Origin of the sequence: Streptomyces fungicidicus, from assembly GCF_003665435.1 — a bacterium.
GTDB classification, from domain to species: Bacteria; Actinomycetota; Actinomycetes; order Streptomycetales; family Streptomycetaceae; genus Streptomyces; species Streptomyces fungicidicus.
On record NZ_CP023408.1, the window covers coordinates 139945 to 166065 of the forward strand.

At 72.6% G+C, this 26121-nt stretch carries 21 protein-coding genes and 1 pseudogene; 8 read left to right on the top strand and 14 right to left on the bottom strand.

Features of this window, described 5'->3' with window-relative positions:
• Positions 1–31: 31 nt before the first annotated feature.
• A complete protein-coding gene (locus tag CNQ36_RS30835; protein WP_121548794.1) occupies positions 32–1030 on the bottom strand; it encodes a DUF2510 domain-containing protein in 999 nt (332 codons plus the stop codon).
• A gap of 263 nt (positions 1031–1293) precedes the next feature.
• Here CNQ36_RS30835 and CNQ36_RS30840 point away from each other — a divergent pair, with 263 nt between their 5' ends.
• Complete coding sequence (locus CNQ36_RS30840; RefSeq protein ID WP_121548796.1) at positions 1294–3927, top strand: ATP-binding protein; 2634 nt, start codon at positions 1294–1296, stop codon at positions 3925–3927.
• A 14-nt stretch (positions 3928–3941) separates the two neighbouring features.
• Here the strand turns inward: CNQ36_RS30840 and pcaDC are convergent, their stop codons facing one another.
• The 6 genes from pcaDC to CNQ36_RS30870 are packed head-to-tail and all read right to left on the bottom strand — an operon-like array spanning position 3942 to position 9177.
• Positions 3942–5060 carry a bifunctional 3-oxoadipate enol-lactonase/4-carboxymuconolactone decarboxylase PcaDC gene (gene pcaDC / locus CNQ36_RS30845; protein ID WP_121548798.1) on the bottom strand — a complete coding sequence of 373 codons (1119 nt, stop codon included), beginning with the start codon at positions 5058–5060 and terminating at the stop codon, positions 3942–3944.
• Positions 5057–6394, bottom strand: a complete 1338-nt coding sequence (pcaB, locus tag CNQ36_RS30850) for a 3-carboxy-cis,cis-muconate cycloisomerase (protein ID WP_121548800.1) — start codon at positions 6392–6394, stop codon at positions 5057–5059. The genes pcaDC and pcaB overlap by 4 nt, the downstream gene beginning before the upstream one ends.
• Complete coding sequence (gene pcaG / locus CNQ36_RS30855; RefSeq protein WP_121548802.1) at positions 6391–6996, bottom strand: protocatechuate 3,4-dioxygenase subunit alpha; 606 nt, start codon at positions 6994–6996, stop codon at positions 6391–6393. Before pcaG ends, pcaB begins: the two co-directional genes overlap by 4 nt.
• A 5-nt stretch (positions 6997–7001) precedes the next feature.
• Complete coding sequence (gene pcaH, locus CNQ36_RS30860; RefSeq protein ID WP_121548804.1) at positions 7002–7781, bottom strand: protocatechuate 3,4-dioxygenase subunit beta; 780 nt, start codon at positions 7779–7781, stop codon at positions 7002–7004.
• Complete coding sequence (locus CNQ36_RS30865; RefSeq protein ID WP_121548806.1) at positions 7778–8422, bottom strand: CoA transferase subunit B; 645 nt, start codon at positions 8420–8422, stop codon at positions 7778–7780. The genes pcaH and CNQ36_RS30865 overlap by 4 nt, the downstream gene beginning before the upstream one ends.
• Entirely contained in the window at positions 8422–9177 is a 756-nt protein-coding gene (locus CNQ36_RS30870) for a CoA transferase subunit A (protein WP_121548807.1), read from the bottom strand. Before CNQ36_RS30870 ends, CNQ36_RS30865 begins: the two co-directional genes overlap by 1 nt.
• 144 nt (positions 9178–9321) lie before the next feature.
• On the opposite strand from CNQ36_RS30870, the gene CNQ36_RS30875 reads away from it, so the two are divergent.
• Positions 9322–9837, top strand: coding sequence for a MarR family winged helix-turn-helix transcriptional regulator (locus CNQ36_RS30875; protein ID WP_121548809.1), 516 nt, complete (start codon positions 9322–9324; stop codon positions 9835–9837).
• On the opposite strand, the gene CNQ36_RS30880 is transcribed toward CNQ36_RS30875, so the two are convergent.
• Positions 9804–10805, bottom strand: a complete 1002-nt coding sequence (locus CNQ36_RS30880; protein ID WP_163013447.1) for a DUF3048 domain-containing protein — start codon at positions 10803–10805, stop codon at positions 9804–9806. The genes CNQ36_RS30875 and CNQ36_RS30880 overlap by 34 nt on opposite strands.
• 218 nt (positions 10806–11023) lie before the next feature.
• Between CNQ36_RS30880 and CNQ36_RS30885 the strand changes: the two genes are divergently transcribed.
• Positions 11024–12214, top strand: coding sequence for a zinc-dependent alcohol dehydrogenase (locus tag CNQ36_RS30885; RefSeq protein WP_040905571.1), 1191 nt, complete (start codon positions 11024–11026; stop codon positions 12212–12214).
• Between the two features lies 1 nt (position 12215).
• Here the strand turns inward: CNQ36_RS30885 and CNQ36_RS30890 are convergent, their stop codons facing one another.
• The gene (locus CNQ36_RS30890; RefSeq protein WP_121548813.1) at positions 12216–13283 is read right to left on the bottom strand and encodes an ATP-dependent DNA ligase; all 1068 of its coding nucleotides are present in this window, start codon (positions 13281–13283) and stop codon (positions 12216–12218) included.
• An 84-nt stretch (positions 13284–13367) separates the two neighbouring features.
• Between CNQ36_RS30890 and ligD the strand changes: the two genes are divergently transcribed.
• A complete protein-coding gene (gene ligD / locus CNQ36_RS30895) occupies positions 13368–14393 on the top strand; it encodes a non-homologous end-joining DNA ligase (protein ID WP_121548815.1) in 1026 nt (341 codons plus the stop codon).
• An 11-nt stretch (positions 14394–14404) separates the two neighbouring features.
• Here the strand turns inward: ligD and CNQ36_RS30900 are convergent, their stop codons facing one another.
• Positions 14405–16624 (bottom strand): OmpL47-type beta-barrel domain-containing protein, encoded by a 2220-nt coding sequence (locus tag CNQ36_RS30900; RefSeq protein WP_420857174.1) that lies wholly within the window; start codon positions 16622–16624, stop codon positions 14405–14407.
• Positions 16621–19131: a ThuA domain-containing protein gene (locus tag CNQ36_RS30905; protein WP_399205488.1), complete on the bottom strand. Its 2511-nt coding sequence runs from the start codon at positions 19129–19131 to the stop codon at positions 16621–16623. The genes CNQ36_RS30900 and CNQ36_RS30905 overlap by 4 nt, the downstream gene beginning before the upstream one ends.
• 201 nt (positions 19132–19332) lie before the next feature.
• Between CNQ36_RS30905 and CNQ36_RS30910 the strand changes: the two genes are divergently transcribed.
• The 4 genes from CNQ36_RS30910 to CNQ36_RS30930 all read left to right on the top strand — a co-directional run bounded on the left by CNQ36_RS30910 (position 19333) and on the right by CNQ36_RS30930 (position 22862).
• Positions 19333–20319: a multicopper oxidase domain-containing protein gene (locus tag CNQ36_RS30910; RefSeq protein ID WP_004922484.1), complete on the top strand. Its 987-nt coding sequence runs from the start codon at positions 19333–19335 to the stop codon at positions 20317–20319.
• Between the two features lie 85 nt (positions 20320–20404).
• Complete coding sequence (locus CNQ36_RS30915; RefSeq protein ID WP_040905565.1) at positions 20405–21433, top strand: LacI family DNA-binding transcriptional regulator; 1029 nt, start codon at positions 20405–20407, stop codon at positions 21431–21433.
• A gap of 259 nt (positions 21434–21692) precedes the next feature.
• Positions 21693–22487 (top strand): VOC family protein, encoded by a 795-nt coding sequence (locus tag CNQ36_RS30925; RefSeq protein ID WP_121548821.1) that lies wholly within the window; start codon positions 21693–21695, stop codon positions 22485–22487.
• A gap of 129 nt (positions 22488–22616) precedes the next feature.
• Positions 22617–22862 carry a WhiB family transcriptional regulator gene (locus tag CNQ36_RS30930; protein ID WP_040905562.1) on the top strand — a complete coding sequence of 82 codons (246 nt, stop codon included), beginning with the start codon at positions 22617–22619 and terminating at the stop codon, positions 22860–22862.
• A gap of 94 nt (positions 22863–22956) precedes the next feature.
• Here CNQ36_RS30930 and CNQ36_RS30935 read toward each other — a convergent pair whose 3' ends face one another.
• The 3 genes and pseudogenes from CNQ36_RS30935 to CNQ36_RS30945 form a co-directional block, all read right to left on the bottom strand.
• Positions 22957–23931: an acyl-ACP desaturase gene (locus CNQ36_RS30935; RefSeq protein ID WP_121548823.1), complete on the bottom strand. Its 975-nt coding sequence runs from the start codon at positions 23929–23931 to the stop codon at positions 22957–22959.
• Between the two features lie 212 nt (positions 23932–24143).
• Positions 24144–24233 (bottom strand): annotated as a pseudogene (locus CNQ36_RS30940) (N(G),N(G)-dimethylarginine dimethylaminohydrolase); the annotation flags it as partial.
• Positions 24234–24324: 91 nt separating this feature from the next.
• The gene (locus tag CNQ36_RS30945) at positions 24325–25947 is read right to left on the bottom strand and encodes an ABC-F family ATP-binding cassette domain-containing protein (RefSeq protein WP_121548825.1); all 1623 of its coding nucleotides are present in this window, start codon (positions 25945–25947) and stop codon (positions 24325–24327) included.
• Between the last annotated feature and the right edge of the window lie 174 nt (positions 25948–26121).

The following is a 26121-nucleotide window of genomic DNA, read 5'->3' on the forward strand; positions in this document are numbered from 1 at the left end:
GTGCCCCGCCCCGCCGTCGTGTGCGGACGGGTCAGACGTCCTGGCCGTTGCCGCCGCCGCCCGACGACACCTCGATGCCCTCGGTGATCTCGTCGAGGACGTCCTGCTTCTGGTCGGTGTCCACCCCGAAGCGGACCACGACGATCTGCTGCGGCTGCGCGGGGGACGGGAAGGCGAGCGACTGGACGTACCCGTCGGAGCCCTTGCTGGTGACCGCCTTCCAGCGCACCAGATAACCCTTCTGCCCGGCCACCGTGACGGCCCTGGACGCGAGGACGTCGTGCGAGGTGATCTTCCCGTAAGCCTCGCCGCCGTAGCTCTCCTCGGCGTTGGCGGAGATGTCCGCCTTGGCGACCTCCTCGGCGGTGGAGCCGCGGGTGCCCATCGCCAGGGCCGGTGCCGAGTACGCCCCGCCCTTGGTGCAGGTCTTGGAGGTGTCGCCGGGGCACTTGTAGGATTTTTCCGACGTCACCGAGGCGCCCACCTGCAGCTGCTCGCCGTACCAGCCGTCCGGGATGGGGAGGCTGATCCCGCTCAGCCCGTCGGTCACCGAACCGCTCTCGATCCGCGGCGCCTCGGACCCTTCCGGCCCCGGCTCCTCGCCCCCGGACCCGCCCGAACCTCCGTCACGGCCGCCGGAGCCGCCGTCCGGTCCGCCCGAGTCGCCGAACGGCCCGCCCTCGCGTCCGCCCGGACCCTGCGAGGCCGTGGCGCCGTCGCCCCCGTCGTCGTCCGTCAGCGCGTACACCCCCACGCCGATGCTCGCCAGGACGGCGACGGCCGCGGCCACGGCTATCCCGTTGCGCACCGCCCGCCCCCGCCCCGAAGGCGCCGCGGCGGGGTACGCCGGGTAGGCCGGGTACGCCGTGGTGCCCGAACCGGCCGGCGCCGGGGGTCCCCAGGCCGCGGCCTGCCCCGTCGGGCGGACCTGGTCCGTCCAGGTCCCGCCGTCCCACCAGCGCTCGGTGGCCGGCCCGTCATTCGTCTGCCCGGGGTCGGGGTGCCACCCGGGAGGAGTCGCCTGCGTCATGCCCCCACCGTATGAGGCCTCGGTGAAAGCCGGATGAGAGAGCCCCGTCACACCTCCCGCGGATCCGCCCCGGAGGCGGGCATCTCCCCTCATATCGCCGGGCGTTGACCTTCGGCGGGCCTGGTGGAAGGCGGGACGCGTCGACCCCGGGAGGCGGTGTCACCCGTCACGGCAACACGTGGCGCGAGCGGGCACCGCTCGGACCGCCGGGGGACTACGCTCGGGGCCTGTACGTCATTCGGGCGACTCGGGGAGGCAGCGGGATGACGGAGATACGGCCCTCGGCCGCCCCCTCGGCCGCCCTGTGGGAGCGCGACGAGGAAGTCGCCGCCCTCGCCCGGGCCGTCGACACCCTCTGCGCGGACCGCTCCTCGCCCGGCGGCCTGCTGGTGCTCCGCGGCGAGGCCGGACTCGGCAAGACCGCGCTGCTCGCCGAGACCCGCCGCATCGCCGAACGGCGCGGCTGCACCGTGTGGTCGGCCCGCGGCGGCGAGACCCTGCGCTCCGTCCCCTTCAACGTCGTGCGCCAGCTCCTGCAGCCCGCACTGGTGTCGATGCTGCCGGAGGAGGCCCGCGAGTACCTCGGAGACTGGTACGACATCGCCGGACCCGCCCTCGGCATCACCGACCCCGGCGACCGGCACGCCGACCCGCAGGGCGTCTGCGAGGGACTGGTCGCCGCCGTACGCCGGCTGGCCCGCAGGGACTGGCCGCTGGTGCTGCTCATCGACGACGCCCACTGGGCCGACCAGGAGACCCTGTACTGGCTCGCCGCCTTCGCCGAACGGCTGGCCGACCTGTCCGTCCTCGTCGTGGTCGCCCGCCGGCCCGGCGAGATCTCCGGAGTGAGCGCCGGACACCTTGACGCCGTGGCCGCCGCCGGACTCACCCGGGCCACCCTGGGCGAGAACGCCGACGCCGCCTTCTGCCGCGAGGTGTGGGCCGTCACCGGCGGCAACCCCTACGAGACCGTCGAACTCCTCGCCAAGGTGCAGGACAGCGAACTCGAACCCGTCGAGGCCCACGCCGGCGAACTGCGCGACCTCAACCGCTCCGCCCGCGGCGGCGGACTCGTCGCCCGGCTGGAACAACTCGGCATCGACGCCACCCGGTTCGCCTGGGCGGCCGCCATTCTCGGCAACGACATCACCGTCGCGCTGGTGGCCCGGCTCGCCACGCTGAACGTCGACGACGCCGCCCGCTGCGCCGAACTCCTGCGCAGCGCCCGCATCCTCACCGCTCCCGACCCGGCCGCCGGCCGCGCCGGGACGGCCGACCTCGAGTTCGTCCACCCGCTGATCGCCACCGCCGTCTACAACTCCATCCCCGACGCCCTGCGCCGCGCCATGCACGGCATCGCCGCCCGCATCGTCACCGACTCCGGGCGCGGCGCCGCGTCGGCCGCCCGCCACCTCCTCGAAGTGCACCCGGACGACGACGAGGAACTCGTCTGGCAGTTGCGCGAGGCGGCCCGCGAACACCTCGCCGTCGGCGCCCCCGACGCGGCCCGCCGCTGCCTGGAACGCGCCCTGGAGGAACCGCCCCGCCCCGAGGTCCACGCCCACGTCCTCTACGAACTGGGCTGCGCCACCTTCCTCACCGCACCCGCCCGCACCATCGGCCATCTGCGGACCGCCCTCGGCATGCCCGGCCTCGACGGCGACCGCCGGGTGGACGCCGTGGTCCGCCTCTCCCAGGCCCTGCTCCACAACGACCAGATGGAGGAGGCCGTCCGCACCGTCGAGGCGGAGGCCGCCCGGCTGGAACCCGGCCCCGCCCGGATGCGGCTGCAGGCCGTGCGGTTCATGTGGGAGGGGCTCGTCGCCGGCGAGACCGGCTCACCCGGCCGCTCCGAGCGCCTCGCCGAACTCGCCGCCACCTGCACCGGCCGCGACAACTCCGAACGCGCGCTGCTCATCCTGCGCGGCTTCGACGCCATGATGCGCGGCGAGAACGCCGAGGAGGTCGTCGAGGTCTGCGACCGCGCCCTGGTCAACGGCCGCCTGGCACCGGGCCTCGGCTGGACCGACTCAGAGTGGGGCGTCGAGCTCCTGCTGATGCTGGCGAGCGCCTACGCCTACACCGACCGCCTGGACCGCGCCGACAGCCTCTACAACGAGGCCCTGCACGCCTACGAGACGGCCGGCTGGAGCGGGGGCCACCTGGTCCTGGCCCACGCCTACGTGGGGCTCGGCCACCGCAGGCGCGGCCGGCTGGAGGCGGCGGAGCAGTCGCTGCGCGAGTCCCTGCGCCTGGCCGAACGCGTCGGCCGCGGACTGCCCTTGTACTGGACGGCCACCTGCAACCTCGTCGACACCCTGCTCGCCCGCGGCCACGCGGAAGCGGCCTGGGAGGTGGCGGAACGCCACGGCTTCGCACCGCCCTACCCGTCCACCATCGTGCTGCCCGACCCGCGTTCGGTGCGCGGCCGGCTGCTGCTCGCCGTCGGCCGCACCAAGGACGGCGTCAACGAGCTGGAGGCGGCCGAGAAGGCGGCCGCCGCCCGCGGCCACCACAACCCGGTGCACCTCTTCGCCGCCGCGGACCTCGCCCGGGCCCTCGCGGCCGAGGACCCGGCCCGCGCCGCCCGGCTGGCCGTCGACCTCCGCCGCAGGGCCGAACGCCTCGGCACGGACACCGCGATAGGCGAGGCCCTGCGCGTCGCCGCCGCACTGGAGACCGGCCAGCGCGCAGTCCGCCTCGCCGCCCAGGCGGTCACCTACCTGGAGTCCTCACCCTGCCAGTACGAACACGCCGCGGCCCGCGTCGAGTACGGCATCCTCGCCCGCTCCGTCCCCGACCTCGAACGCGGCCTCGCACTGGCCCGCTCCTGCGGCGCGGACGGCCTGGCGAAGCGCGCCCGCGAGGAACTCGGCACGAGTGCGGGACTGCGTTAGAGGAGATCCCCCGGCTACTCGTCCTCCTCCGCCAGCACCCGCTGGGCGGTCGCGAAGGCCGAGTTGGCCGCCGGGACGCCGCAGTACACGGCCGTCTGCAGCAGCACCGCGCCGATCTCCTCGGGGGTGAGCCCGTTGCGGCGTGCCGCGCGGACGTGCAGGGCGAGTTCGTCGTAGTGACCGTGGGCGACCAGCGCGGTGAGCGTGATCATGCTGCGTTCGCGGCGGGTGAGCGCCGGATCGGTCCAGATCTCGCCCCAGGCGTAGCGGGAGATGAAGTCTTGAAAGCGCGCCGTGAACGGGGTCTGCCGGGCCTGCGCCCGGTCCACGTGGGCGTCGCCCAGCACCTCCCGGCGCACCTCCATCCCGCGCCGGGCGGCCCCGCCGAAGTGCGTCCGCAGCGCCGCGAGCACCGCCTCGGGGCGCTCCGCCGGCGCCAGGTGCGAGGCCCCCGGGATCTCCACCAGCGCGGCGTCCGGCACGGCGTCCGCGATCTCCCGCAGATGCCCGGGCGGCGTCGCCGGGTCCTCCCGGCCGGCCACCAGCAGCGTCGGCACGGAGATCTCTGCGAGCCGCTCCCGCAGATCGAACGCGGCCAGCGCGTCGCAGCAGGCGGCGTACGCCTCCGGGTCGGCCTCCCGATGGTCCCGGACCAGCCGCGGAACGGTGAAACCGGGGGTGAACCAGCGGGCGTCCGCGCCCTCCGCGAGCCCGGCGAGCCCCTCGTCCCGCACCCGCGCGGCCCGCTCCCGCCACGGCCCGGCGCCGTTGAAGTGCGCCGAGGAACAGATCACCGCCAGCGACGACAGCCGCTCCGGACGGTGCACCGCCAGATGCAGCCCCACCGCGCCGCCCAGCGAGACGCCCGCGTAGGCGAACCGTTCGACGCCGAGCGAGTCGGCGAGCGCGAGCACCAGATCGGCGAGGTCGCCGACGGTCGCTCCCGGACCGATCAGCCCCGGCGCCGAACCGCCGTGTCCCGGCAGGTCCCAGCGCACCACCCGGTGGGCGGCGGACAGTTCGGGCGCCACCTTGTCCCACAGGGCGTACGAGGTGCCGAGCGAGGGGCCCAGGAGCAGCGGGGGAGCGGAAGCGGGGCCTTCGGCACGGTGGTCGAGGAGGGTGTCGGTCAACGTCGCTCCAGGGCAGAGTCGGTGAGGGCTCCCGCGGAGCCGGTGTAGCGGGCGGGGTCGGTCGCGTCGGCGAGGTCGACGCCGAGTTCCTCCGACTCGGTCTCCCCGGCGAGCAGTTCGGCGAGGGGACGGCCCTCCTCGGGGGCCCGCCGCGCCACCCGGGTGAGCAGCTCCTTCGCACGGGCGCGGCCGAGGACCGGCGCCAGTTCGGCGGAGAGCCGCTCGGAGACGATCAGCCCGTGGGTGAGTCCCAGGTGTTCGCGCATCGCCTCCGGGCGCACCCGCAGCCCCTCGGTCAGTTCGGCCGCGTCCCGGGCGGCGCCGCCCACCAGACGCAGCAGGTCCCGCAGCGGCTCCCACTCGGCGTGCCAGGCCCCGGCCGGCCGTTCGTCCTCGGCCACCAGCGAGCCGTACAGGGTGGCCGCGAGCTGCGGGGCCCGCCGGGCCGCCGCAGCGATCAGCGTCGAGCGGACCGGATTGGCCTTGTGCGGCATGGCGGAGGAGCCGCCGCCGCTGCCCTCGGCGACCTCCGCGATCTCGGTGCGGGAGAGGGTGAGGACGTCCACCGCGAATTTGCCCAGGGCGCCGGCGGCGAAGGCGAGACAGCCGGCCAGGTCGGCGACCGGCGTACGCAGCGTGTGCCACGGCAACGGCGGTTCGACGAGCCCCAGTTCACGTGCGTACGCGCCCGGCAGCGCGGTGGCGTCCGCGGCCCCGTACGCGGAGAAGGCGGCCAGCGTGCCGGCCGCGCCGCCGAGCTGGGCGGGCAGGGAGGCGCGCACCGCGGTCACCCGGTCCCGGGCGTCCAGCACCAGCGACCGCCACCCGGCCGCCTTCAGCCCGAACGTCGTCGGCACCGCGTGCTGGGTGAGGGTGCGGCCCGGCATCGGGGTGTCACGGTGCTCGGCGGCCAGCGCGGCCAGGGCCCGCCCGCAGCGTTCGAGGTCGGCGAGGACCGGGCCGAGCGCGCGGCGGGCGACCAGCATCATCGCCGTGTCCATGATGTCCTGGCTGGTCGCGCCCCGGTGCACATACGGGCCGTACTCCCCGCCGGCCGCCCGGGTCAGCTCCGCGACCAGCGGGATCACCGGATTCCCGGCGGCGCGCGCCCGCCCGGCGAGGGACGCGATGTCGAAACCGTCCGGGCCGGCCGCCTCCGTCACCGCCGCGGCCGCCTCCGCCGGGGCCAGCCCCAGCGCGGCCTGCGCACGGGTCAGCGCGGACTCCGCGTCGAGCAGCGCCCGCAGGAACGCCGCGTCCGACGTCTCGGCGGCGGCCGGGGAACCGGCCCAGCCGGGGGCGAGCAGACCGGCGCCGTGATCGGCTGATGTCACTGGAACTCCAGGAAGACCGTCTCGCCTTCGCCCTGAAGGCGGATGTCGAAACGGTACGTGCCCGCGCCCTCCTCGCCCGCGACCAGCGTGTCGCGACGGCCGGTGCCGAGCCGGGACAGCAGCGGGTCCGCCGCCAGCGCCGCCTCGTCGCCCGGCAGGTAGATCCGGGTGAACAGGTGCACCAGCAGCCCGCGCGCGAAGACGCACACACTGAGGTACGGGGCGCTCCGGCCGCGCGCCCCGGGGCGCAGGGTGCGGGCGTACCAGTGGCCGTTCGCGTCGGTCTGGATCCGCCCGAAGCCGGTGAACTCCACGCCGTTGCGGCCCAGGAAGCCGCCGCTCGCCGGATCCCGCCGCATCGAACCGTCCGCCGCCGGCACGTTCCCGCCGGGGTCCGGCCCCCACAGCTCCAGCAGCGCGTCCGGCAGCGGCCGGCCCTCGCCGTCGTACACGTACCCGTGCACGGTGACGGTGTCCGGGTGGCCGGCGGGCGCGATGTCCTCGCCGCCGGGGAACGGCAGCGCGTACCCGTAGAAGGGCCCGACGGTGTGCGAGGGGGTGGGCGGCACGTTCCCCGGGCCGGTGGTGTCGATCCTCGTCATGGTGGTCAGCGCCCTTCTTCCGTCCAGGTGGCCCGCGGCCCGTCCAGCACGATGTCCCAGTGGTAGCCGAGCGAGAACTCCGGCACCGAGAGGCTGTGGTCGTACGTCGCGACCAGCCGCTGCCGCGCCGCGTCGTCGGTCACGGACTGCAGGATCGGGTCGTACGGGAAGAGCGGGTCGCCCGGGAAGTACATCTGCGTCACCAGCCGCTGGGTGAAGGCGGAGCCGAAGACGGAGAAGTGGATGTGCGCCGGGCGCCAGGCGTTGACGTGGTTGCGCCAGGGGTACGGGCCCGGCTGGACGGTGGTGAAGCGGTAGAAGCCGTGGTCGTCGCTGAGGGTGCGGCCCACACCGGTGAAGTTCGGGTCCAGCGGGGCGTCGTGCTGCTCGCGCCGATGGGCGTACCGCCCGGCCGAGTTGGCCTGCCAGACCTCCACCAGCTGGCCGCGCACGGGGCGGCCGTCCCGGTCCAGCAGCCGGCCGGAGACGGTGATGCGCTCACCGACGGGCTCACCGGTGTGCTGCCGGGTCAGATCGTTGTCGGTCTCGGTGATGTCGCGCTCCCCGAAGGCGGGGGACGACAGCTCCACCAGCTCCGGGTCCTGCGAGACGTCGATGGCGACCGGCGGCCGCGACGGGTGGCGCAGCACCGAGGAGCGGTAGGGCGCGTAGCCGCGGCGCGGATGGTGCTCGACAGGCGCGCGGCCGGCGACCCGCTTCTCGTACGCGGCGTGCTCGGCCGCGATCTCCTGGTCGATGTCGGCTTGTGTCAGCACGTCGGTCACGACAGGCCCTCCCCGAGGGTGAGTTCGGCTCCGGTCTTGGCGGTGATCTCCCCGGCGGAGACGCCGGGAGCGGTCTCGGTGAGGACGAGGCCGTCGCCGGTGACGTCGAGGACGCCGAGGTCGGTGATGATGCGGTCCACGCACCTCTTGCCGGTCAGCGGCAGCGTGCACTCCGCGACGATCTTCGGCGAGCCGTCCTTCGCGGTGTGGGTCATCACCACGATCACCGTGCGGGCGCCGTGCACCAGGTCCATCGCGCCGCCGATGCCGGTGACGAGCCTGCCGGGTATCGCCCAGTTGGCCAGGTCACCGCGTCCGGACACCTGCATCGCGCCGAGGACGGCGACATCGATGTGCCCGCCGCGGATCATCGAGAACGACAGCGCCGAGTCGAAGAAGGAGGCGCCGGGAAGGACCGTGACGGTCTCCTTCCCGGCGTTGATCAGGTCCGGGTCGACGGCGTCCTCGGCCGGGTACGGGCCGGTGCCCAGGATGCCGTTCTCGCTCTCCAGCACCACCTCGACACCGGGCGGGAGGTGGTTGGGGATCAGCGTGGGCAGGCCGATGCCCAGGTTGACGTACTGGCCGTCGCGCAGTTCGCGGGCCGCCCGCGCGGCCATCTCCTCCCGTGTCCAGGCCATCAGCCGCTCACCGTCCGCCGCTCGATCCGCTTGTCCGCCGCCTGTTCGGGCGTGAGGGCCACCACCCGCCGCACGAAGACGCCCGGCAGGTGCACCGCGTCCGGGTCGAGGGCGCCGGGCTCGACCAGTTCTTCCACCTCCGCGACCGTCACCCGGCCCGCCATCGCGGCGAGGGGGTTGAAGTTGCGGGCGGACTTGCCGAACACCAGGTTCCCGTGCCGGTCCCCCCTGGCCGCCCGCACCAGCGCGTAGTCGGTGCGGATGCCCCGCTCCAGCACGTACTCCGTGCCGTCGAACTCCCGGACCTCCTTCGGGGGCGACGCGAGCGTCACCCCGCCGGAACCGTCGTAGCGCCAGGGCAGCCCGCCCTCGGCGACCTGGGTGCCCACCCCGGCCGGCGTGTAGAACGCCGGGATGCCGGCGCCCCCGGCGCGCAGCCGCTCCGCGAGGGTGCCCTGCGGAATCAGCTCCACCTCCAGCTCACCGGAGAGGTACTGGCGCGCGAACTCCTTGTTCGCGCCGATGTAGGAACCGGTCACCCGGGCGATACGGCCCGCCGCCAGCAGCACCGCGAGCCCGGACTCCAGGGCCCCGCAGTTGTTCGAGACGACCGACAAGCCGCCGACGCCCCGCTCGTGCAGTGCCTGGATCAGCACGTTCGGCACACCGCTGAGGCCGAAGCCGCCCACCGCCAGCGACGCGCCGTCCGGCACGTCGGCCAGCGCCTCCGCGGCGGAGGCGAAGACCTTGTCCATCCGAGGAACCCCATCCCTTGCCAGGCGACCCGCTCAGCATTTAGTCAGCGCACTGAGTATCTGCACGAGATGATGCCCCTGTCCAGTACTGTTCAGAGGTCCCATGAAAATCAGTGCACCGATGAAATGACCGGGGGAGCGCTCATGGCCGCCGTGGATCTCACCACCCATCCCGGGCATCTGGCCCGGCGGCTCCAGCAGGCGCACCACCTGCTGTGGAACACGATGGTCTCGGAGGAGACCACCTCGCCGCAGTTCGCGGTCCTCAACGCGCTCGTCGCCGAGCCCGGGCTGGACCAGCGCACCGTGGGGGAGCGGGTCGGGCTGGACCGCTCCACCGTCGCCGAGGTGATCGGCCGGCTGATCCGGCGCGGACTGCTGGACAAGGTCCGCGACCCGGGGGACGGCCGCCGCTTCCTGCTGCGCCTCACCGGCGACGGTGAGCGCACCCACCGGAGGCTGACCGTGCGCACCGCGCGGATGAACCAGGTGCTGCTGGCCCCCCTCGACCCGGGGGAGCAGGCGGTGTTCATCGACCTCATCCGGCGCGTGGCGGACGCGGCCGAGGGGCTGCGCGACCCCGCCCCCTCCCTGACCGCCCCCGCTGACCCGGCGGACCGCTCCGGTCAGTCCGCCTCCGCGTACACCACCCACACCTGACCGCGCGCGAAGTTCAGCGGGGCGCCCCCTCGGGTGGTGAACGAGGTGCCGTCCGCGGCGGCGGGGCGGTCCCAGCGCGCCTCGTACGTCCGTCCGCCGCGCGCGACGGTGGCCTTCCCCGAGCCCACCGTCTCTGTGTACGGGGTGTTGCTGCCGAGGAAGTCCCGGTATCCCGACGGGCGCACGGTCACGTACTGCACGACGACCGTGGCGGGCGCGAGCCGCTCGCCCTCCGGGGTGACCGCGGGGGCGCCGTCCATCGAGACCAGCCAGCGGTCGCGCGAGCCCGACCAGGTGAAGGTGAAGCGCGCCGCCGGATAGCGCACCGTCAGCTGGTTCTCGGACCTGCCGTCCGCCGGGGGCCGGCCGTAACGGAAGCCTGTGGTCAGGGCGGCCTCACCGGGCGGCCGCGCCATGACCCGCTCCGGCCGCGCGTAGAGGTTGTGCGGGACAGGGCGTGCGGTGTTCCTGAAGAACGCGGCGGCATCCGACTCGGGCGTCACCGCCTCCAGCGGTGCCCGGTCGATCACCGGCAGCAGCTTGCTCTGCGCCCCGGAGAAGAGCAGCACCGGCCGGTCGAACTGGCGCAGCAGTTCCAGATCGGACTCACGGGCGCTGCGCACCGGCCCGACCGACCCGGGCAGCTTGCCGGCGTACACCGCCATCAGCCGGCTCAGACCGCCCTCCACCTGCTCGGCGTACACCACGTCGGCGGAGTCCAGACCCGTCTGGGGCCGGGCGGCGGGGGCGTTGTCGATCTTCACGGCGAGCGCCGGGGGGCTCTTCGCCCCGCCCGGTTCCCGCGACTGCGTCGGCGACGGCCGGGGCGAGCCGCGTCCGTCGTCGCCGGGCCCGTCCGACGCCGTGCATCCCGCGGCCAGACCGGCCGCCAGCACGGCGGCCAGCACGGCGCCTGCCACCGGGCCGCGCCGCCGGCGTGCCCTTCGTTCCGTGCCCACCGCTGCCACCGCGCCTGCCTCATGTCATCCGGTGTCTCGATTGTGCGCTTTTCTGATTGTCGTTGGCCATACCTGATCAGAGGTGGTCCCGCGCGGTGTGGTCCGCCGATCGGCGCAGCGCCCCGCGGTCCGGCCCCGAGGCGGGCGGTTGGGCACCGGCCCGCTCGGGTACCCGGACGCCCACCGCACGAGCGACACACCGGCCACCACGGAGGGAGCGGGCGGAGATGAGGGCACTGACCTGGCAGGGGAAGCGGGACGTACGGGTGGAGAACGTGCCCGACCCACGGATCGAGGAGCCGACGGACGCGGTCATCCGCATCACCTCCACGGGGCTGTGCGGGTCGGACCTGCACCTGTACGAGGTGCTCACCCCGTTCATGACCCCCGGCGACATCCTCGGCCACGAACCGATGGGCATCGTCGAGGAGGTCGGCGCGGCGGTGCCGGACCTCCAGGCGGGCGACCGCGTCGTGGTGCCGTTCCAGATCGCCTGCGGCAACTGCTGGATGTGCCTGACGGGACTGCCCACCCAGTGCGAGACCACCCAGGTCACCGCCGAGGGCATGGGCGCGGCCCTGTTCGGCTACACCCGGCTCTACGGCGCGGTACCGGGCGCCCAGGCCGAGTACCTGCGCGTTCCGCAGGCACAGTACGGTCCGATCAAGGTTCCCGAGGGACCCTCGGACGACCGGTTCGTCTACCTCTCCGACGTGCTGCCCACCGCCTGGCAGGCGGTCGCGTACGCCGGCGTCCCGCAGGGTGGCAGCGTCGCCGTCCTCGGACTGGGCCCCATCGGCGACATGGCCTGCCGGGTCGCCCAGGCCAAGGGCGCCGGGCGGGTGTTCGGCGTGGACCTGGTCCCGGAGCGGCTGAACCGGGCGCGCGAGCGGGGGGTGGAGACCTTCGACCTGCGCTCCTTCGACGACGAGAAGGAACTCCTCACCGCGGTCCGCGACCAGACCGACGGCCGCGGTCCGGACGCCGTGATCGACGCCGTCGGCACCGAGGCGCACGGCAGCGCCGCGGCCCGGATGGTGCAGAACGCCTCGGCGCTGCTGCCCCGCAAACTGAGCGGCCCCATGGCGGAACGCTTCAGCGTCGACCGGCTCGCCGCCCTGCACACCGCCATCGAGATGGTGCGCCGCGGCGGCACGATCTCGATCGTCGGCGTCTACGGCGGCATGGCCGACCCGATGCCGATGCTCACCCTGTTCGACAAGCAGATCCAGATGCGCATGGGGCAGGCGAACGTACGCCGCTGGAGCGACGAGATCATCCCCTACCTCACCGACGACGACCCGCTCGGCGTCGACGACTTCGCCACCCACCGGATGCCGCTCGCCGAGGCGCCCCAGGCCTACGAGATGTTCCAGAAGAAGCGGGACGGCGCCGTCAAGGTGCTGATGCAGCCCTGACTCACGAGGAGCCGAGGATCTCGGCGAGGTCGTAGCGGACCGGCTCCTCCAGTTGCCCGTAGACGCAGCTCTCGGGGGTGCGGTCCGGACGCCAGCGGCGGAAACGGGCGGTGTGCCGGAAGCGCCGCCCGTTCTCCATGTGGTCGTAGGCCACCTCGGCCACCCGCTCGGGCCGCAACGGCACCCAGGACAGATCCTTCCGCCCGGACCAGCGGCTCGGCGCTCCGGGGAGCCGCGCCGACTCGTGGGCGCTCTCGTCCGCCCAGGACGCCCACGGATGGCCCGTCACGTCGTCCATGCGCAGCGGCTCCAGCTCCTCGATCAGCTCCGCGCGCCGTTTCATGGAGAACGCGGCGGACACGCCGACGTGCTGGAGCCGGCCCTCGTCGTCGTACAGCCCGAGCAGCAGCGAGCCCACCACCGGGCCGCTCTTGTGCAGCCGGTACCCGGCGACGACCACGTCGGCCGTGCGCTCGTGCTTGATCTTGAACATGGCGCGCTCGTCCTGCCGGTAGCGCAGCGCGGGCGGCTTGGCGATCACGCCGTCCAGGCCCGCCCCCTCGTACTGCTCGAACCAGCCCCGCGCCACGTCGATGTCCGTCGTCGCCGGCGCCAGGTGCACCGGCGGACGCACCCCCTCCAGCACCCCGGCCAGCCGTTCCCGCCGTTCGGTCTGCGCAACCTCCAGCAGCGACTCGTCCCCCAGCGCCAGCAGGTCGAAGGCGACGAAGGACGCCGGCGTCCGCCCGGCCAGCGTCCGCACCCGCGAATCGGCCGGATGGATGCGCTCGGTGAGCGCGTCGAAGTCCAGGTGGCCCTCCCGCGCGATGACGATCTCCCCGTCCATCACGCACCGCTCCGGCAGCCGCTCCCGCACCGCCTCCACCAGCTCGGGGAAGTACCTGGTCAGCGGCTTGCCCGTGCGGCTGCCCAGCTCGACCTCGTCCCCGTCACGGAACACGATGGCCCGGAAACCGTCCCACTTGGCCTCGTACTGCATGCCGGGCGGGATCCTGGCCACGGACTTGGCGAGCATCGGCTTCACGGGCGGCATCACCGGCAGATCCATGGTCCGATTCTGCGCGCTGACGGCCGTCGCCGCCCGTTGCCGCCCGGTGTGCGAGGTGTGCGCGCTCCGCCTACCGTGGCTCGCATGGCGGAAGCGGTGGAACTGGAGGTGGGCGGCCGGACCGTGCGGCTGTCCAGTCCGGGCAAGGTCTTCTTCCCGGAGCACGGCTACACCAAGCTCGACGTGGCCCGCTACTACCAGGCGGTCGCCCCCGGCCTGCTGCGCGCGCTGCGGGACCGGCCCACCACCCTGCAGCGCTACCCGGACGGCATCACCGGCGAGTGGTTCTACCAGAAGCGCGCGCCCAAGGGCATGCCCGACTGGATCCCCACCGCCCACATCACCTTCCCCAGCGGCCGCAGCGCCGACGAGATGTGCCCCACCGAGGAGGCGGCCGCGGTGTGGGCCGCCCAGTACGGCACGCTCGTCTTCCACCCCTGGCCGGTGCGCCGGACCGATGTCGACCACCCCGACGAACTCCGCATCGACCTCGACCCGCAGCCCGGCACCGACTACGACGACGCCGTCCGCGCCGCCGGTGAACTACGCGCCGTGCTCGACGAGTTCGGCGGTCTGCGGGGCTGGCCCAAGACGTCCGGCGGCCGGGGCCTGCACGTCTTCGTGCCCATCGCGCCGCGCTGGACCTTCACCCAGGTGCGGCGGGCCGCCATCGCCGTGGGGCGCGAGCTGGAACGCCGGATGCCGGAGCAGGTGACCATCAAGTGGTGGAAGGAGGAGCGCGGGGAGCGCATCTTCGTCGACTACAACCAGACCGCCCGCGACCGCACCATCGCCTCCGCCTACTCCGTGCGCCCCCGCCCGCACGCGCCCGTCTCGGCGCCGCTGCGCTGGGAGGAGGTCGGCGTCGCGCGTCCGCGGGACTTCGACATCACGACCATGCCCGCGCGCTTCGCCGAACTCGGCGACGTGCACGCGGACATGGACGCTCACGCGTTCTCGCTGGAGCCCCTGCTCGAACTCGCCCGCCGCGACGAGCACGACCACGGCCTGGGCGATCTGCCGTACCCGCCCGAGTACCCGAAGATGCCGGGAGAACCCAGCCGGGTGCAGCCGAGCCGGGCCAGGAAGCCGAAACCCTCGGCCTCCTGACCCGCCGGGCCCTACAGCTCCCTGATCCGGACGTCCCGGTAGGAGACGACGTCCGTCGTGCTGTGCACCTGCAGTCCGATGTAGCCGGAGGCGAACCGCCGCCCGTCCGTGCCCGGGTCGTCCGAGCGCGGCGGGGTGAACTCCTGGCCGCCGGTGTTGTCGAACTCGTTGATCAGCACACCGTTGCGGTAGACCGAGTAGTGCTGGTCCACCACCCGGATCTCGTAGTCGTTCCAGGTGCCCTTCTGCGTCACGCCCGCGCCGGCCAGGCCCACCCGGTCGAAGCCGTAGACCGAGCCCGTCTTGTACATGTCGCCGGTGGGCGAGTCGAACACCTGCACCTCGTGCCCGTACTTGATGGCGACCCACTCCGGCCGTGACTCCTCCGGGTGGTCGTGGGGCTGCGGGAACCGCACGAACACACCGGAGTTGGCGTTGACGGCGCCCGGGCCGTCGTCACGCCACTGGAGCTTCAGCGAGAAGTCGCCGTACTTCCGCTCCGGGAACCACAGCATGCCCAGGCCGCCCCGGGTGGTGCCGGAGGTGATGGAGCCGTCGGGGTTCAGTGCGAACGAACCGCCGCCCACCTGCTCCCACTTGGCGTACGACCCCGCCGTGCCGTCCATGATCTTGCGGTAGCCCTCGGTCTGGCCGGGCTTGCCGATGCCGGACTGGCGGGCCGCCTGGTTGACCGCCCGGTACTCCCGCTTGTCGATGACCCCTTCCTTCTGCAGCGTGTCCAGGACCGCCTTCACGTGCTTCAGGAACAGCGCCTGGGAGGTCCATTCCTTCTCGTCCTCGATCAGCTCGCCGATCCGGCACCGGTTGTTGGTGACCCGGTTCGGCACGCCCGAGTCGACCGTGCCGACGATCACCGTCAACCGCTCGTCGTACTCCGGGCAGTTGGGCGCGGGCACGCCGCCGTCCGCGACGACCGTGAAGCTCACCGTGCGCGGCTCCGAGGTGTTGCCGGCCTTGTCGCTCGCCCGGTACGCCACGGTGTGCCTGCCCGCCCGGTCCACGATCACGGGCCCGGTGTAGGCCAGGTAGGGCCCGCCGTCGAGCGAGTACTCGATGGCGGCGACGCCGGACCCTCCGTGCCCGTCGTCCGCGCTGAGGGTCACGGTGGCGTCACCGACGTAGGCGCCGTCGGAGTTCCTGGTGCCCTCCACGGTCGCGCCGGTCGCCGGCGGGGTGGTGTCCTGCGGGGGAGCGGCGACGACGGAGAACTCCACGCTCTTCTCCGCCGCCGTGTTGCCCGCCCGGTCGGTGGCGCGGTAGCGCACGGTGTGCGTGCCCACCTGGTGCACCATCACCGGTCCGGTGTACGGCTGCCAGGCGCCGTCGGCCCCGATCGCGTACTCGATGGTGTTGACGCCGGAGCCGGTGTCCGACGCGCTGACGGTGACCGTCGCCATGTCGATGTAGGCGCCGTCGGCGTTCTTCTCGCCGTCCACCGTCGCCGAGGTCTCCGGCGGGGTCGAGTCGTCGGTCGGCGGCGCGACGACCGTGAAACCGACGGTCTTCTCCTCCGAGACGTTGCCCGCCTTGTCCAGTGCCCGGTAGCGGACCGTGTGCGTGCCGACCTGGTCGACCACGACCGGCGCGGTGTACGGCTGCCAGGCGCCGTCGGCCCCGATCGCGTACTCGACGCGGTCCACCCCCGAGCCCTCGTCGGTGGCCTCGACCGTCACGCTCGCCGAACCGACGTACGCGCCGTCCGCGTTCTGCGAGCCGGTCACCCTCGCCGTGGCCTCGGGCGCGGTGGTGTCCTCACCGCCGCCCTCGGTCACGGTCAGGATGCCCTGCATCTCGCCGTGGCCGGGGATGGTGCAGTGGTAGAAGTAGCGGCCCGGGGTGAGCGTCACCTCGGCGGTGTGCTTCCCGCCCTGGGCGTCGGCCGGGTTGGCCAGGATGTTCAGCTGGACGTCGTTGTTGAACTCCGGGTCGGAGGTCACGAACGTCAGTGTGTGCGGCATTCCCGTGGTGTTGCCGGTGGCCGCGCTGTTCTCGAACACGATGGTCGCGGCACCGGCCACCGCGGTCTTCGGCACGGAGGTGTACTCCGTGATGCTGTCGCCGGCGGTCCAGGTGAGTACCTGCTCCGCCGCCGCTCCGGCCGTGGATCCGTTCTCGCCGGCCGCGGACGTCGCCGTCTGCAGTCCCAGCGTCATCAGCAGGGCGGCCAGCAGACCCGCCCACACGCGTCGTTGCCGTATCAGTGGTTTCATCCGGCCTTCCTCGCCAGCTGACCGGCGGCCGGGGTGGGCCCGCCGCCCGTGTAGGTGACCCGCCACAGGGCGGACTTGGCGTCGGAGGTGAAGAAGCCGCGGCCGTAGTCGAGGACGTACAGCGAGCCGTCCGGGCCGAACTTCCAGCCCATCAGGTTCTTGATGCCGTCGTTGCCCACCGGCACGATCTTCTTCAGGGACTCCGCGTGCACCGGAAGACCGCCGTCCCCCTGTGTCCCCGGGTCCATCAGCACCGCGTTGCGCGGCTGGTCGGCGTCGTAGAAGTCACCGACGAACCACTTGCCGTCCCAGTACTCCGGCCACTTGACCTCACTGGCGCTGCCGGCGTCGTAGCGGTACACCGGGCCGTTCATCGCGGCCTGGCCGCCGCCCTTCAGCCAGGGCAGCCGGTAGGTGGCCTCGTCCTGCTCGTACGACGGGACGCCGTTCTCGTCGCGCGGGTAGTCCGGGCCGCCGCCCTGCGGCGAGTACCAGATGTTGTTGCCGGTCACCGGCGGCAGATTGACCAGACCGTCGTTGTTCGGCGACTCGTTCTTCGGCGCGTCGCAGTCGTACCAGCCCAGCGGCTTCGAGGGGTCCGGAAGGTTGCGGTCCCGGTAGGGCTGCTTGTTGCCCATGCAGTACGGCCAGCCCCGGTTGGACGCCTCGGTGATCACGGCGAACGTGTCGTACTTCGCCGGACCCCAGGTCGGCGACGGGGAACCGGCGTCAGGGCCGACCCAGCCCGCGTAGAGGACGTCGGTCTTCTTGTCGACGGAGATGCGCGCGGGGTTGCGGACACCCATCACATAGATCTCGCCGCGCGTCTTGCCGCCGCCCTCGGCGGTCTCCTTGCCGGTGAACAGGTTGCCCTCGGGGAGGGTGTACGTGCCGTCCGGCTCCGGGTGGATGCGCAGGATCTTGCCGTTGAGGTTGTTGGTGTTGCCGGCGGTGCGGCGCGCGTCCGCGAAGGACACGCCCTTGAAGTTGGGCTCCGGGTTGTTGCCCGAGTAACCGCCGCTGAAGCCACTGGAGTTGTTGTCACCGGTGGCGATGTACAGGTTGCCCTTGGAGTCCCAGGCCATCCCGCCGCCCGAGTGGCAGCAGCTGTGGATCTGCACCGGCCACTCCAGCAGCACCTTCTCGCTGCCCATGTCCAGCTTGTCGGTGGCCGGGTCGAGCGTGAAGCGGGAGACCCGCCGCTCGGCCATGTGCGTGTCCCGGTTGATCTCCGAGTGCGGGGTGTAGTGCAGATACACCCACCCGTTCTCCTCGAACCGCGGGTCCAGTTCGATGCCGAGCAGGCCCTCTTCGACCTTCCGCAGCTCGTCGCCCCCGCCCTTGTTGCCGAAGACGGTGAGCGCTCCCGCGAGGGTGACCTTCTCGGTCTCCGGGTCGTAGACGTGGATCTCGCCCCTGCCCTTGCCGATGTCGGGGTCGTTCCAGTCGGTGACCACCGGCTGGGACGAGTCGGCGCCTCCCCGCCCGATGTAGAGGACCCGGCCGTCGGGTGCGGTGACCAGTCCGTGCGGCTCGCCGATCTGGTCGTTCTGCCCCGGCTGGTTGGGCCGGGTCAGCCGCTCCGCCTTGTAGTTGCCGGTGATCGTCGCCTTGCAGTCGGCCCGCACCAGCCGGGTGGTCCACAGCAGGGCGCCGCGCAGATGGTCACGGAAGTCGGTCTCGTCGTACGACGACACCGTGCCGCCCATACCGGTGTAGAAGGACCGTCCGCCGTCGTAGTCGCGGCACCAGCTGACCGGGTGGTCCCAGCCGTTGGCGCCCGCACCGGGCGCGTACGTCGATTCCCGCACCCTGGCGACCGTGTGCACGTCGCCGGACGGGTTCTTCACCCAGTTGAGCCACTTGTCGGGCCGCTTCCACTGCTGGGGCAGGCCCTTGGTGGCCGGATGCGTCCGGTCGCCGACCTCGACGGTCGCCCGCTGCGCCCTGTCCGGCGAGGACGCGGCCGGCCGGGCGCCGATCAGACCGGTGAACCAGTCCGAGTACGGCTCCGCGCGGGCCGCGTCGTGCAGGCCGAGGAAGCCGCCGCCGGCCTCCATGTACGCCTCGAGGCCCGCCTCCTGGTCCGGGTCGAGGACGTCCCCGCCGCCGGTCAGGAACACGATGGTGTTGAACCGGCCCAGCTTCTTGGCGTTGGTGAAGACCGAGGCGTCGTCGGTGGCGGTGACGGCGAACCGCTGGTCCGCGGGGCCGGACAGCCCGATCCGCTCGATCGCCTCGATACCGGCGTTCACCAGCGGTGACTCGTCACCGCCGGCCGCCGAACCGTGGAACAGCAGCACACGTACGTTGGCGCCGCCCGGGGGCGACTTGATGGACATCGTTGTCAGGGACGGATCCGGAGCCGGGCGCGCGCTGGCGGCGGGACCCGACAGCAGCCCGGCGGTGACGGCGCCGGCGGCCACCGTGGCCGCCCAGACGCGTCGTCTCGTTCTCGTCCTTCGCGCGTTCACGGCGCTTCTCGTGCTCAACCCTCGTAAGCGCATGGGTTCGTGATGCGATGTGGACCGCATGTGGCCACCCACCCCTCCTCGGTCGCAGCGACAGCGTCAAGGAAGCTAGACCTCTTTGCGTCACACGCCAATACCTATCGCAGGAATGAAACGAACTTTGTCCTGAGTGTGGATAAACCAGGGGGTGGCCGCTACGGTTTCACAGGTTCATGACAGCCACGTGGGGAGTTCGGCATGGACAGACGCGGTTTCAACCGGCGGGTACTGCTGGGCGGCGCTGCCGTCGCGACATCGTTGTCCATCGCGCCCGAGGCCGTGAGCGCGGCCAGACCGGCGAAGACCGCGCCCGCCGGCGGCGAGGTGCGGCGCGTCAAGATGTACGCCGAGCGGCTCGACGGCGGACGGATGGGCTACGGATTCGAGAAGGGCAAGGCGTCCGTCCCCGGCCCGCTGATCGAGCTCAACGAGGGGGACACGCTGCACATCGAGCTCGAGAACACCATGGACGTGCCCGCGAGCCTGCACGTCCACGGCCTGGACTACGAGATCTCCAGCGACGGCACCAAGCAGAACAACAGCCACGTCGAGCCCGGCGCCACCCGCACCTACACCTGGCGCACCCACAAGCCCGGCAGACGGTCCGACGGCACCTGGCGGGCGGGCAGCGCGGGCTACTGGCACTACCACGACCACGTCGTGGGCACCGTGCACGGCACCGGCGGCATCCGCAACGGGCTGTACGGGCCGGTCGTCGTGCGCCGCAAGGACGACGTACTGCCCGACGCGACCCACACCATCGTCTTCAACGACATGTCGATCAACAACAGGCCCGCGCACACCGGTCCCGACTTCGAGGCCACCGTGGGCGACCGCGTCGAGATCGTCATGATCACGCACGGCGAGTACTACCACACCTTCCACATGCACGGTCACCGCTGGGCCGACAACCGCACCGGCATGCTCACCGGCCCCGACGACCCCAGCCAGGTCATCGACAACAAGATCTGCGGTCCGGCCGACTCCTTCGGCTTCCAGATCATCGCGGGCGAGGGGGTCGGGGCGGGTGCCTGGATGTACCACTGCCACGTCCAGAGCCACTCCGACATGGGCATGGTGGGCCTGTTCCTGGTCAAGAAGCCGGACGGCACGATCCCGGGCTACGACCCGCACGAGCACGCCCACGGGGCGGCGGCAAAGGAGGGCCAGGAGCACGCGCACTGACGCGCCGGAGGTGATCCGGGAGCGCCCTCGCCCGCCGGCGGCCCGGGGCTATCCTTGCCCGCAACCGCAGGTGAGGAGCCCCGAAGTGACCGAGACAGCGCCGCGTCCCACGCTGGAGGCCGTGGCCGCGCGGGCCGGGGTCTCCCGGGCCACGGTCTCCCGCGTGGTCAACGGCTCCGAGGGGGTGCGCGAACGCCTGGCGGAGCGGGTCCGGCGGGCGGTGGAGGAACTGGGGTACGTGCCGAACCAGGCCGCGCGCAGCCTGGTGACGAGGCGGCACGACGCCGTCGCCGTCATCGTGGCCGAGCCGGAGACGCGGGTCTTCGCGGACCCCTTCTTCGCCCGGCAGCTGCGCGGCATCAGCAAGGAGCTGACCGCCCACGACAACCAGCTCGTCCTGCTGCTCACCGAGGACCGCGACGACCACGAGCGGGTCGGCCGCTATCTGGCCGGCGGGCACGTCGACGGCGCCCTGGTGTTCTCCCTCCACATCGACGACCCGCTGCCCGGACTGATCCAGCGGGCCGGACTGCCGACGGTGTTCGGCGGGCGGCCCGACTGGAGCGGCGGCCGGGGCGACGTCGTCTACGTCGACAGCGACAACCGGGGCGGCGCCCGTGACGCCGTGCGCCATCTGCTCGGCCTGGGCCGCAGCCGCGTCGCGCACATCACCGGAGCCCTGGACCAGACCTCGGCGGTGGACCGGCTGGACGGTTACCGGGACGTCATGGCCGGCGCCGATCCCCGGCTGGTCGTGGAGGGCGACTTCACCGCCGCGAGCGGCGAGCGGGCGATGCGGGAACTCCTCGGCCGCTGCCCCGGCCTCGACGCGGTGTTCGCCGCCAACGACCTCACGGCGGCGGGCGCCCTGCGTGTGCTGCGCGAACACGGGCGGCGGGTGCCGGAGGACGTGGCCGTCGTCGGCTTCGACGACATGCTGCCGATCGCCGAGCAGACCGAACCGCCGCTCACCACCGTCCGGCAGGACATAGAGGAGATGGGCCGCCTGATGGCCCGCCTCCTGCTGCGCGAGCTGGACCGCACCACCGGCACGGACGGCCCCCCGTCCGGCGTCGTCCTCCCGACCACCCTCGTCCGCCGCGCCTCCGCCTGACGCCGGCCCCTCGCCGGATCCGGCGGGAGGGGGTGCCGTGCACGGTGCCCACGACGTGGTCGCGACAGCCGGTAGCCCGCGCCGCCCGCCCGCCAGGTGCCGTCGGACCGTCTGCCGGGCTTGTGGGTGCGCCAGTCCGTGGTGCCCTGGCGGTGCGGGCGGGTTCGCTGTGCGGCCGTCCGGGTGCAGGGACGGTGAACGCCGGCGGGCGGTGGAAGACTCGGCAGAGCAGGCGACGGGACCTCTCGGAGGAGGCACGATGCTCACCACCCGCTTCGTCGACGGCGCACCGGACTGGATCGACGTCGGCACGTCCGACATCGACGGCACCGCGTCCTTCTACGGCGGCCTGTTCGGCTGGGAGTTCGGCCCGGCGGGCCCCGACGCCGGAGGCTACGGCTTCTTCCGGCTGGCCGGCCGGATCGTCGCCGGCGGCATGCGGACCACCCCGGAGCAGGGCCCGCCCGCCTGGACCGTCTACTTCCAGAGCTCCGACGCGGACGCCACGGCGCAGTCCGTACGGCAGGCCCGGGGCAGCGTGGTCGTGCCGCCCGTGGACGTGCGGGAGCTGGGCCGGACGGCCCTGCTCGCCGACCACGCGGGCGTCCCCTTCGGCATCTGGGAGCCGGCGCTGCTCAAGGGCATCGAGGTGGCTGGCGAGGCGGGTGCGCTGTGCTGGGCCGAGCTCCACACCCCGGACATCGCCCGCGCCGCCGCGTTCTACCGCGCGGCCCTCGGCTGGGAGACCTCCGCGGTGACCTTCCCCGGCGGCGTCTACACCTCCGTCAACCCCGCCGGGACGGGCGAGGACGCCATGTTCGGCGGGCTGGTGTCGCCGGCCGACGACCCCACCGAGGCGGAGTCCGGCCGTCCGCACTGGCTGCCCTACTTCGCCGTGGGCGACACGGACGCCGTCGTCGCCCGGGCCGTCGAACTGGGCGGCAGGGTGCGGCTGCCCGCCACCTCCCTCGCCGGCGTGGGCCGGCTGGCCCGCCTGGAGGACCCCTACGGCGCACGGTTCGCCGTCCTCAGGGGCGACCCGCGCCAGACCTGACACCCCGGCGCGCCGCCGTGCGCGGCGGAACCCGCGGCGTCATCATCGTGCGGTCGCCGGGGCCCGGAGGACGCCTTCGTTGAGCCGGCGTTGATCGAACGTTTTTCGCCGCACGGCACGCTTCCGGGCATGCAGACCGACACGATCCCGTTGCCCGACCTCACCTGGCAGGAGGAGGCGCTGTGCGCGCAGACCGGTGGAGACTTCTTCTTCCCCGAGCCCGGTAGCTCGGTCCGCGAGGCCAAGCGGATCTGCGGCCTCTGCCCGATCCGCGCAGCCTGCCTCGACTACGCCATGAACAACGACATGCGCTTCGGCGTCTGGGGCGGCATGTCGGAGAAGGAACGCCTGCAGCTGCGCCGCACGGCACGGTAGTTCCGCCGGCCGGGGAGCCCGGAAACGCCGGGGGCGGGGCGGTGGGACACGCACCGGCGTGTCCCACCGCCCCGCCCCGGGGCGAAGCGGTTCCTCAGTGGCCGGCGCGGGCCGCCATCCGCGCCTTGCGCGCCGCCAGCTTCTCGTCGAACTTCGCGGCCTCCGCGTCCAGACCGCCCATGAACAGGCCCAGTTCCTCCTGGGCCTTGAGACCCTCGGGGCCCAGCCCGTCGATCTCCATGATCTTCAGGAAGCGGAGCACCGGCTGGAGCACGTCGTCGTGGTGGATGCGCAGGTTGTACACCTCGCCGATCGCCATCTGCGCCGCCGCCCGCTCGAAGCCCGGGATGCCGTGTCCGGGCATCCGGAAGTCCACGACGACGTCGCGGACCGCCTGCATGGTCAGGTCGGGCGCGATCTCGAAGGCCGCCTTGAGTAGGTTGCGGTAGAACACCATGTGCAGGTTCTCGTCGGTCGCGATGCGCGACAGCATCCGGTCGCAGACCGGGTCACCGGACTGGTGGCCGGTGTTGCGGTGGGAGATGCGGGTGGCCAGCTCCTGGAAGGCGACGTAGGCGACCGAGTGGAGCATCGAGTGCCGGTTGTCCGACTCGAAGCCCTCGCTCATGTGGGCCATGCGGAACTGCTCCAGCTTGTCCGGGTCCACCGCCCGGGAGGCGAGCAGATAGTCCCGCATCACGATGCCGTGCCGGCCCTCCTCGGCCGTCCAGCGGTGCACCCAGGTGCCCCAGGCGCCGTCACGGCCGAACAGCGTGGCGATCTCGTGGTGGTAGCTGGGGAGGTTGTCCTCGGTCAGCAGGTTCACCACCAGCGCGATCCGGCCCACCTCGGTGACCTTGGACTGCTCCTTGCCCCAGGCCTCGCCGTCCTCGAAGAAGCCGGGGAAGTTGCGGGCGTCGCTGAACGGGACGTACTCGTGGGGCATCCAGTCCTTGGCGACCTGCAGATGCCGGTTGAGCTCCGTCTCGACCACTTCCTCCAGCGCGTACAGCAGCCGGGCGTCGGTCCAGACGGAAGGGCTGCCGAGATGGGGAGAGGTGATCGACACGGGTGACTCCAGGGGACGGTGACATGGGGCAGCTCCCGGCGAGCGGGCCGGGAAACCTACGGAATCGTAGGCTACGAACCCGTAGGTTACGTAGCCGTAGGTTAAGGGTGTCGTAAAGGCCCCTGATCAGCGGGGTTCCCATGGCGAGCCGTACCGGTCCGGAGGCGTGCCGAACCGCAGGTCACTACACCGTCCGGGTGACGGCCCCTCCCTCAGGCATACAGCTCCCGCAGGCGCACCGAGAGGCACGTCACACAGCCCGCCGGCTTCTCGAACTCCCCGATGTCCGCCGGGACCGGCTCTTAGCCGGGTGGAGTGGCCGGATGCTTCCGGGTGCCGGCCCCGCCATCATGCAGGGCGGGATCGGGCCCCGGCCACCCCCCCCGGGGCCCGCTAGGCCCCCTCGACGGCCTCCTGCGCGGTCTCCCTCAGCTCTCCCTCCTCCATCAGCAGCCACCGGGTGATGCCCAGGGACTCCAGGAACGGCAGATCGTGACTGGCCACGATCAGCGCTCCCTCGTACGACTCCAGAGCCGTGGTGAGCTGCCGGACGCTCGCCATGTCGAGGTTGTTGGTCGGCTCGTCCAGCATCAGCAGCTGCGGCGCGGGCTCCGCCAGCATCAGCGCCGCCAGCGTGGCCCGGAAGCGCTCGCCCCCGGAGAGCGTCGCCGCCTTCTGGTCGGCCCGGGCGCCCCGGAACAGGAAGCGGGCCAGCCGGGCCCGGACCCGGTTGTTGGTGGCGCCCGGCGCGAACCGGGCCACGTTCTCCGCGACGGACAGCTCGCCGTCGAGGACGTCCAGCCGCTGCGGCAGGAACCGCAGCGGGACATGCGCCGTCGCCCCGCCCGACACCGGTTCCAGCTCACCGGCGATCGTGCGCAGCAGCGTCGTCTTGCCCGCGCCGTTGCGGCCGATCAGCGCGACCCGCTCGGGGCCGCGCAGGTCGAAGCCTCCCTTCACCCGTGCGCCGTAGGCCAGTTCCAGGTCCATGAGGGTGAGGACGTCACGGCCCGGCGGTACGGCCGTGTACGGCAGGTCGACGCGGATCTCGTCGTCGTCCCGTACCGCCTCCACCGCGTCGTCGAGGCGCCCCCTGGCCTCGGCGAGCCGCTCCTCGTGCATGATCCGGTGCTTGCCCGCGGACTCCTGCGCCGCGCGCTTGCGCGCCCCCATGACGATCTTCGGCTCGCGCTTCTGCTCGAACATCTTCTGTCCGTACCGCTTGCGGCGGGCCAGCTTGACCTGTGCGTCGGCCAGTTCGCGCTTCTGCTTGCGGAAGTCCGCCTCGGCGACGCGCACCATCCGCTCGGCGGCCTCCTGTTCGACGGCCAGGGCCTCCTCGTACGCCGAGAAGTTGCCGCCGTACCAGGTGACCTCCCCCGAGCGGAGATCCGCGATCTGGTCGACCAGCTCCAGCAGTTCACGGTCGTGGCTGACCACGACCATGACGCCCGGCCAGTTCTCGACGGCGGTGTACAGCCGTCTGCGGGCGTACAGATCGAGGTTGTTGGTGGGTTCGTCGAGCAGCAGCACGTCCGGACGGCGCAGCAGCAGCGCCGCCAGCCGCAGCAGCACCGACTCGCCGCCCGACACCTCGCCGACGGTGCGGTCGAGACCGATGTGCCCCAGGCCGAGTTCGCCGAGCGTGGCCAGGGCGCGCTCCTCGACGTCCCAGTCGTCGCCGACGGTCTCGAAGTGCTCCTCGGCCACGTCGCCCGACTCGATGGCGTGCAGCGCGGCCCGGCGGGCGGCGATGCCGAGCGCCTCGTCGACCCTCAGCGCGGTGTCGAGCGTGACGTTCTGCGGCAGGTGGCCCACCTCGCCGGCGACCCGGACGGAGCCGTCGGCCGGCCGGAGCGCACCGGCGATCAGCTTCAACAAGGTCGATTTTCCTGACCCGTTGACGCCGACGAGCCCGGTGCGGCCGGGGCCGAAGGCGACGTCGAGGCCCTCGAAGACGGCGGTGCCGTCGGGCCAGGTGAAGGCCAGGGACGTACAGGTGATGGATGGTGTCATACGGGTCTCCGCGGTTGCTCGGGGCGATCAGGGGCACACGCGTATCGAGACACCGCGGGACGAGACCGGCAGTCGGAGGGAAGGCCCGGGCATGAGAAAAGCCCTGTTCCGCAGGGACCACGAGGACGGCTCGAACGCCGAGGTCGCACGCGACGTACACACCCGTACGGTGTG

Bases quoted from the DNA above. Each gene is read 5' to 3' on its own strand.
- CNQ36_RS30835 (WP_121548794.1), bottom strand. From the start codon at position 1,030: ATGACGCAGGCGACTCCTCCCGGGTGGCACCCCGACCCCGGGCAGACG.
- CNQ36_RS30840 (WP_121548796.1), top strand. From the start codon at position 1,294: ATGACGGAGATACGGCCCTCGGCCGCCCCCTCGGCCGCCCTGTGGGAG.
- pcaG (WP_121548802.1), bottom strand. From the start codon at position 6,996: ATGACGAGGATCGACACCACCGGCCCGGGGAACGTGCCGCCCACCCCC.
- CNQ36_RS30865 (WP_121548806.1), bottom strand. From the start codon at position 8,422: ATGGCCTGGACACGGGAGGAGATGGCCGCGCGGGCGGCCCGCGAACTG.
- CNQ36_RS30870 (WP_121548807.1), bottom strand. From the start codon at position 9,177: ATGGACAAGGTCTTCGCCTCCGCCGCGGAGGCGCTGGCCGACGTGCCG.
- CNQ36_RS30875 (WP_121548809.1), top strand. From the start codon at position 9,322: ATGGCCGCCGTGGATCTCACCACCCATCCCGGGCATCTGGCCCGGCGG.
- CNQ36_RS30885 (WP_040905571.1), top strand. From the start codon at position 11,024: ATGAGGGCACTGACCTGGCAGGGGAAGCGGGACGTACGGGTGGAGAAC.
- CNQ36_RS30890 (WP_121548813.1), bottom strand. From the start codon at position 13,283: ATGGATCTGCCGGTGATGCCGCCCGTGAAGCCGATGCTCGCCAAGTCC.
- ligD (WP_121548815.1), top strand. From the start codon at position 13,368: ATGGCGGAAGCGGTGGAACTGGAGGTGGGCGGCCGGACCGTGCGGCTG.
- CNQ36_RS30900 (WP_420857174.1), bottom strand. From the start codon at position 16,624: ATGAAACCACTGATACGGCAACGACGCGTGTGGGCGGGTCTGCTGGCC.
- CNQ36_RS30905 (WP_399205488.1), bottom strand. From the start codon at position 19,131: ATGCGCTTACGAGGGTTGAGCACGAGAAGCGCCGTGAACGCGCGAAGG.
- CNQ36_RS30910 (WP_004922484.1), top strand. From the start codon at position 19,333: ATGGACAGACGCGGTTTCAACCGGCGGGTACTGCTGGGCGGCGCTGCC.
- CNQ36_RS30925 (WP_121548821.1), top strand. From the start codon at position 21,693: ATGCTCACCACCCGCTTCGTCGACGGCGCACCGGACTGGATCGACGTC.
- CNQ36_RS30930 (WP_040905562.1), top strand. From the start codon at position 22,617: ATGCAGACCGACACGATCCCGTTGCCCGACCTCACCTGGCAGGAGGAG.
- CNQ36_RS30945 (WP_121548825.1), bottom strand. From the start codon at position 25,947: ATGACACCATCCATCACCTGTACGTCCCTGGCCTTCACCTGGCCCGAC.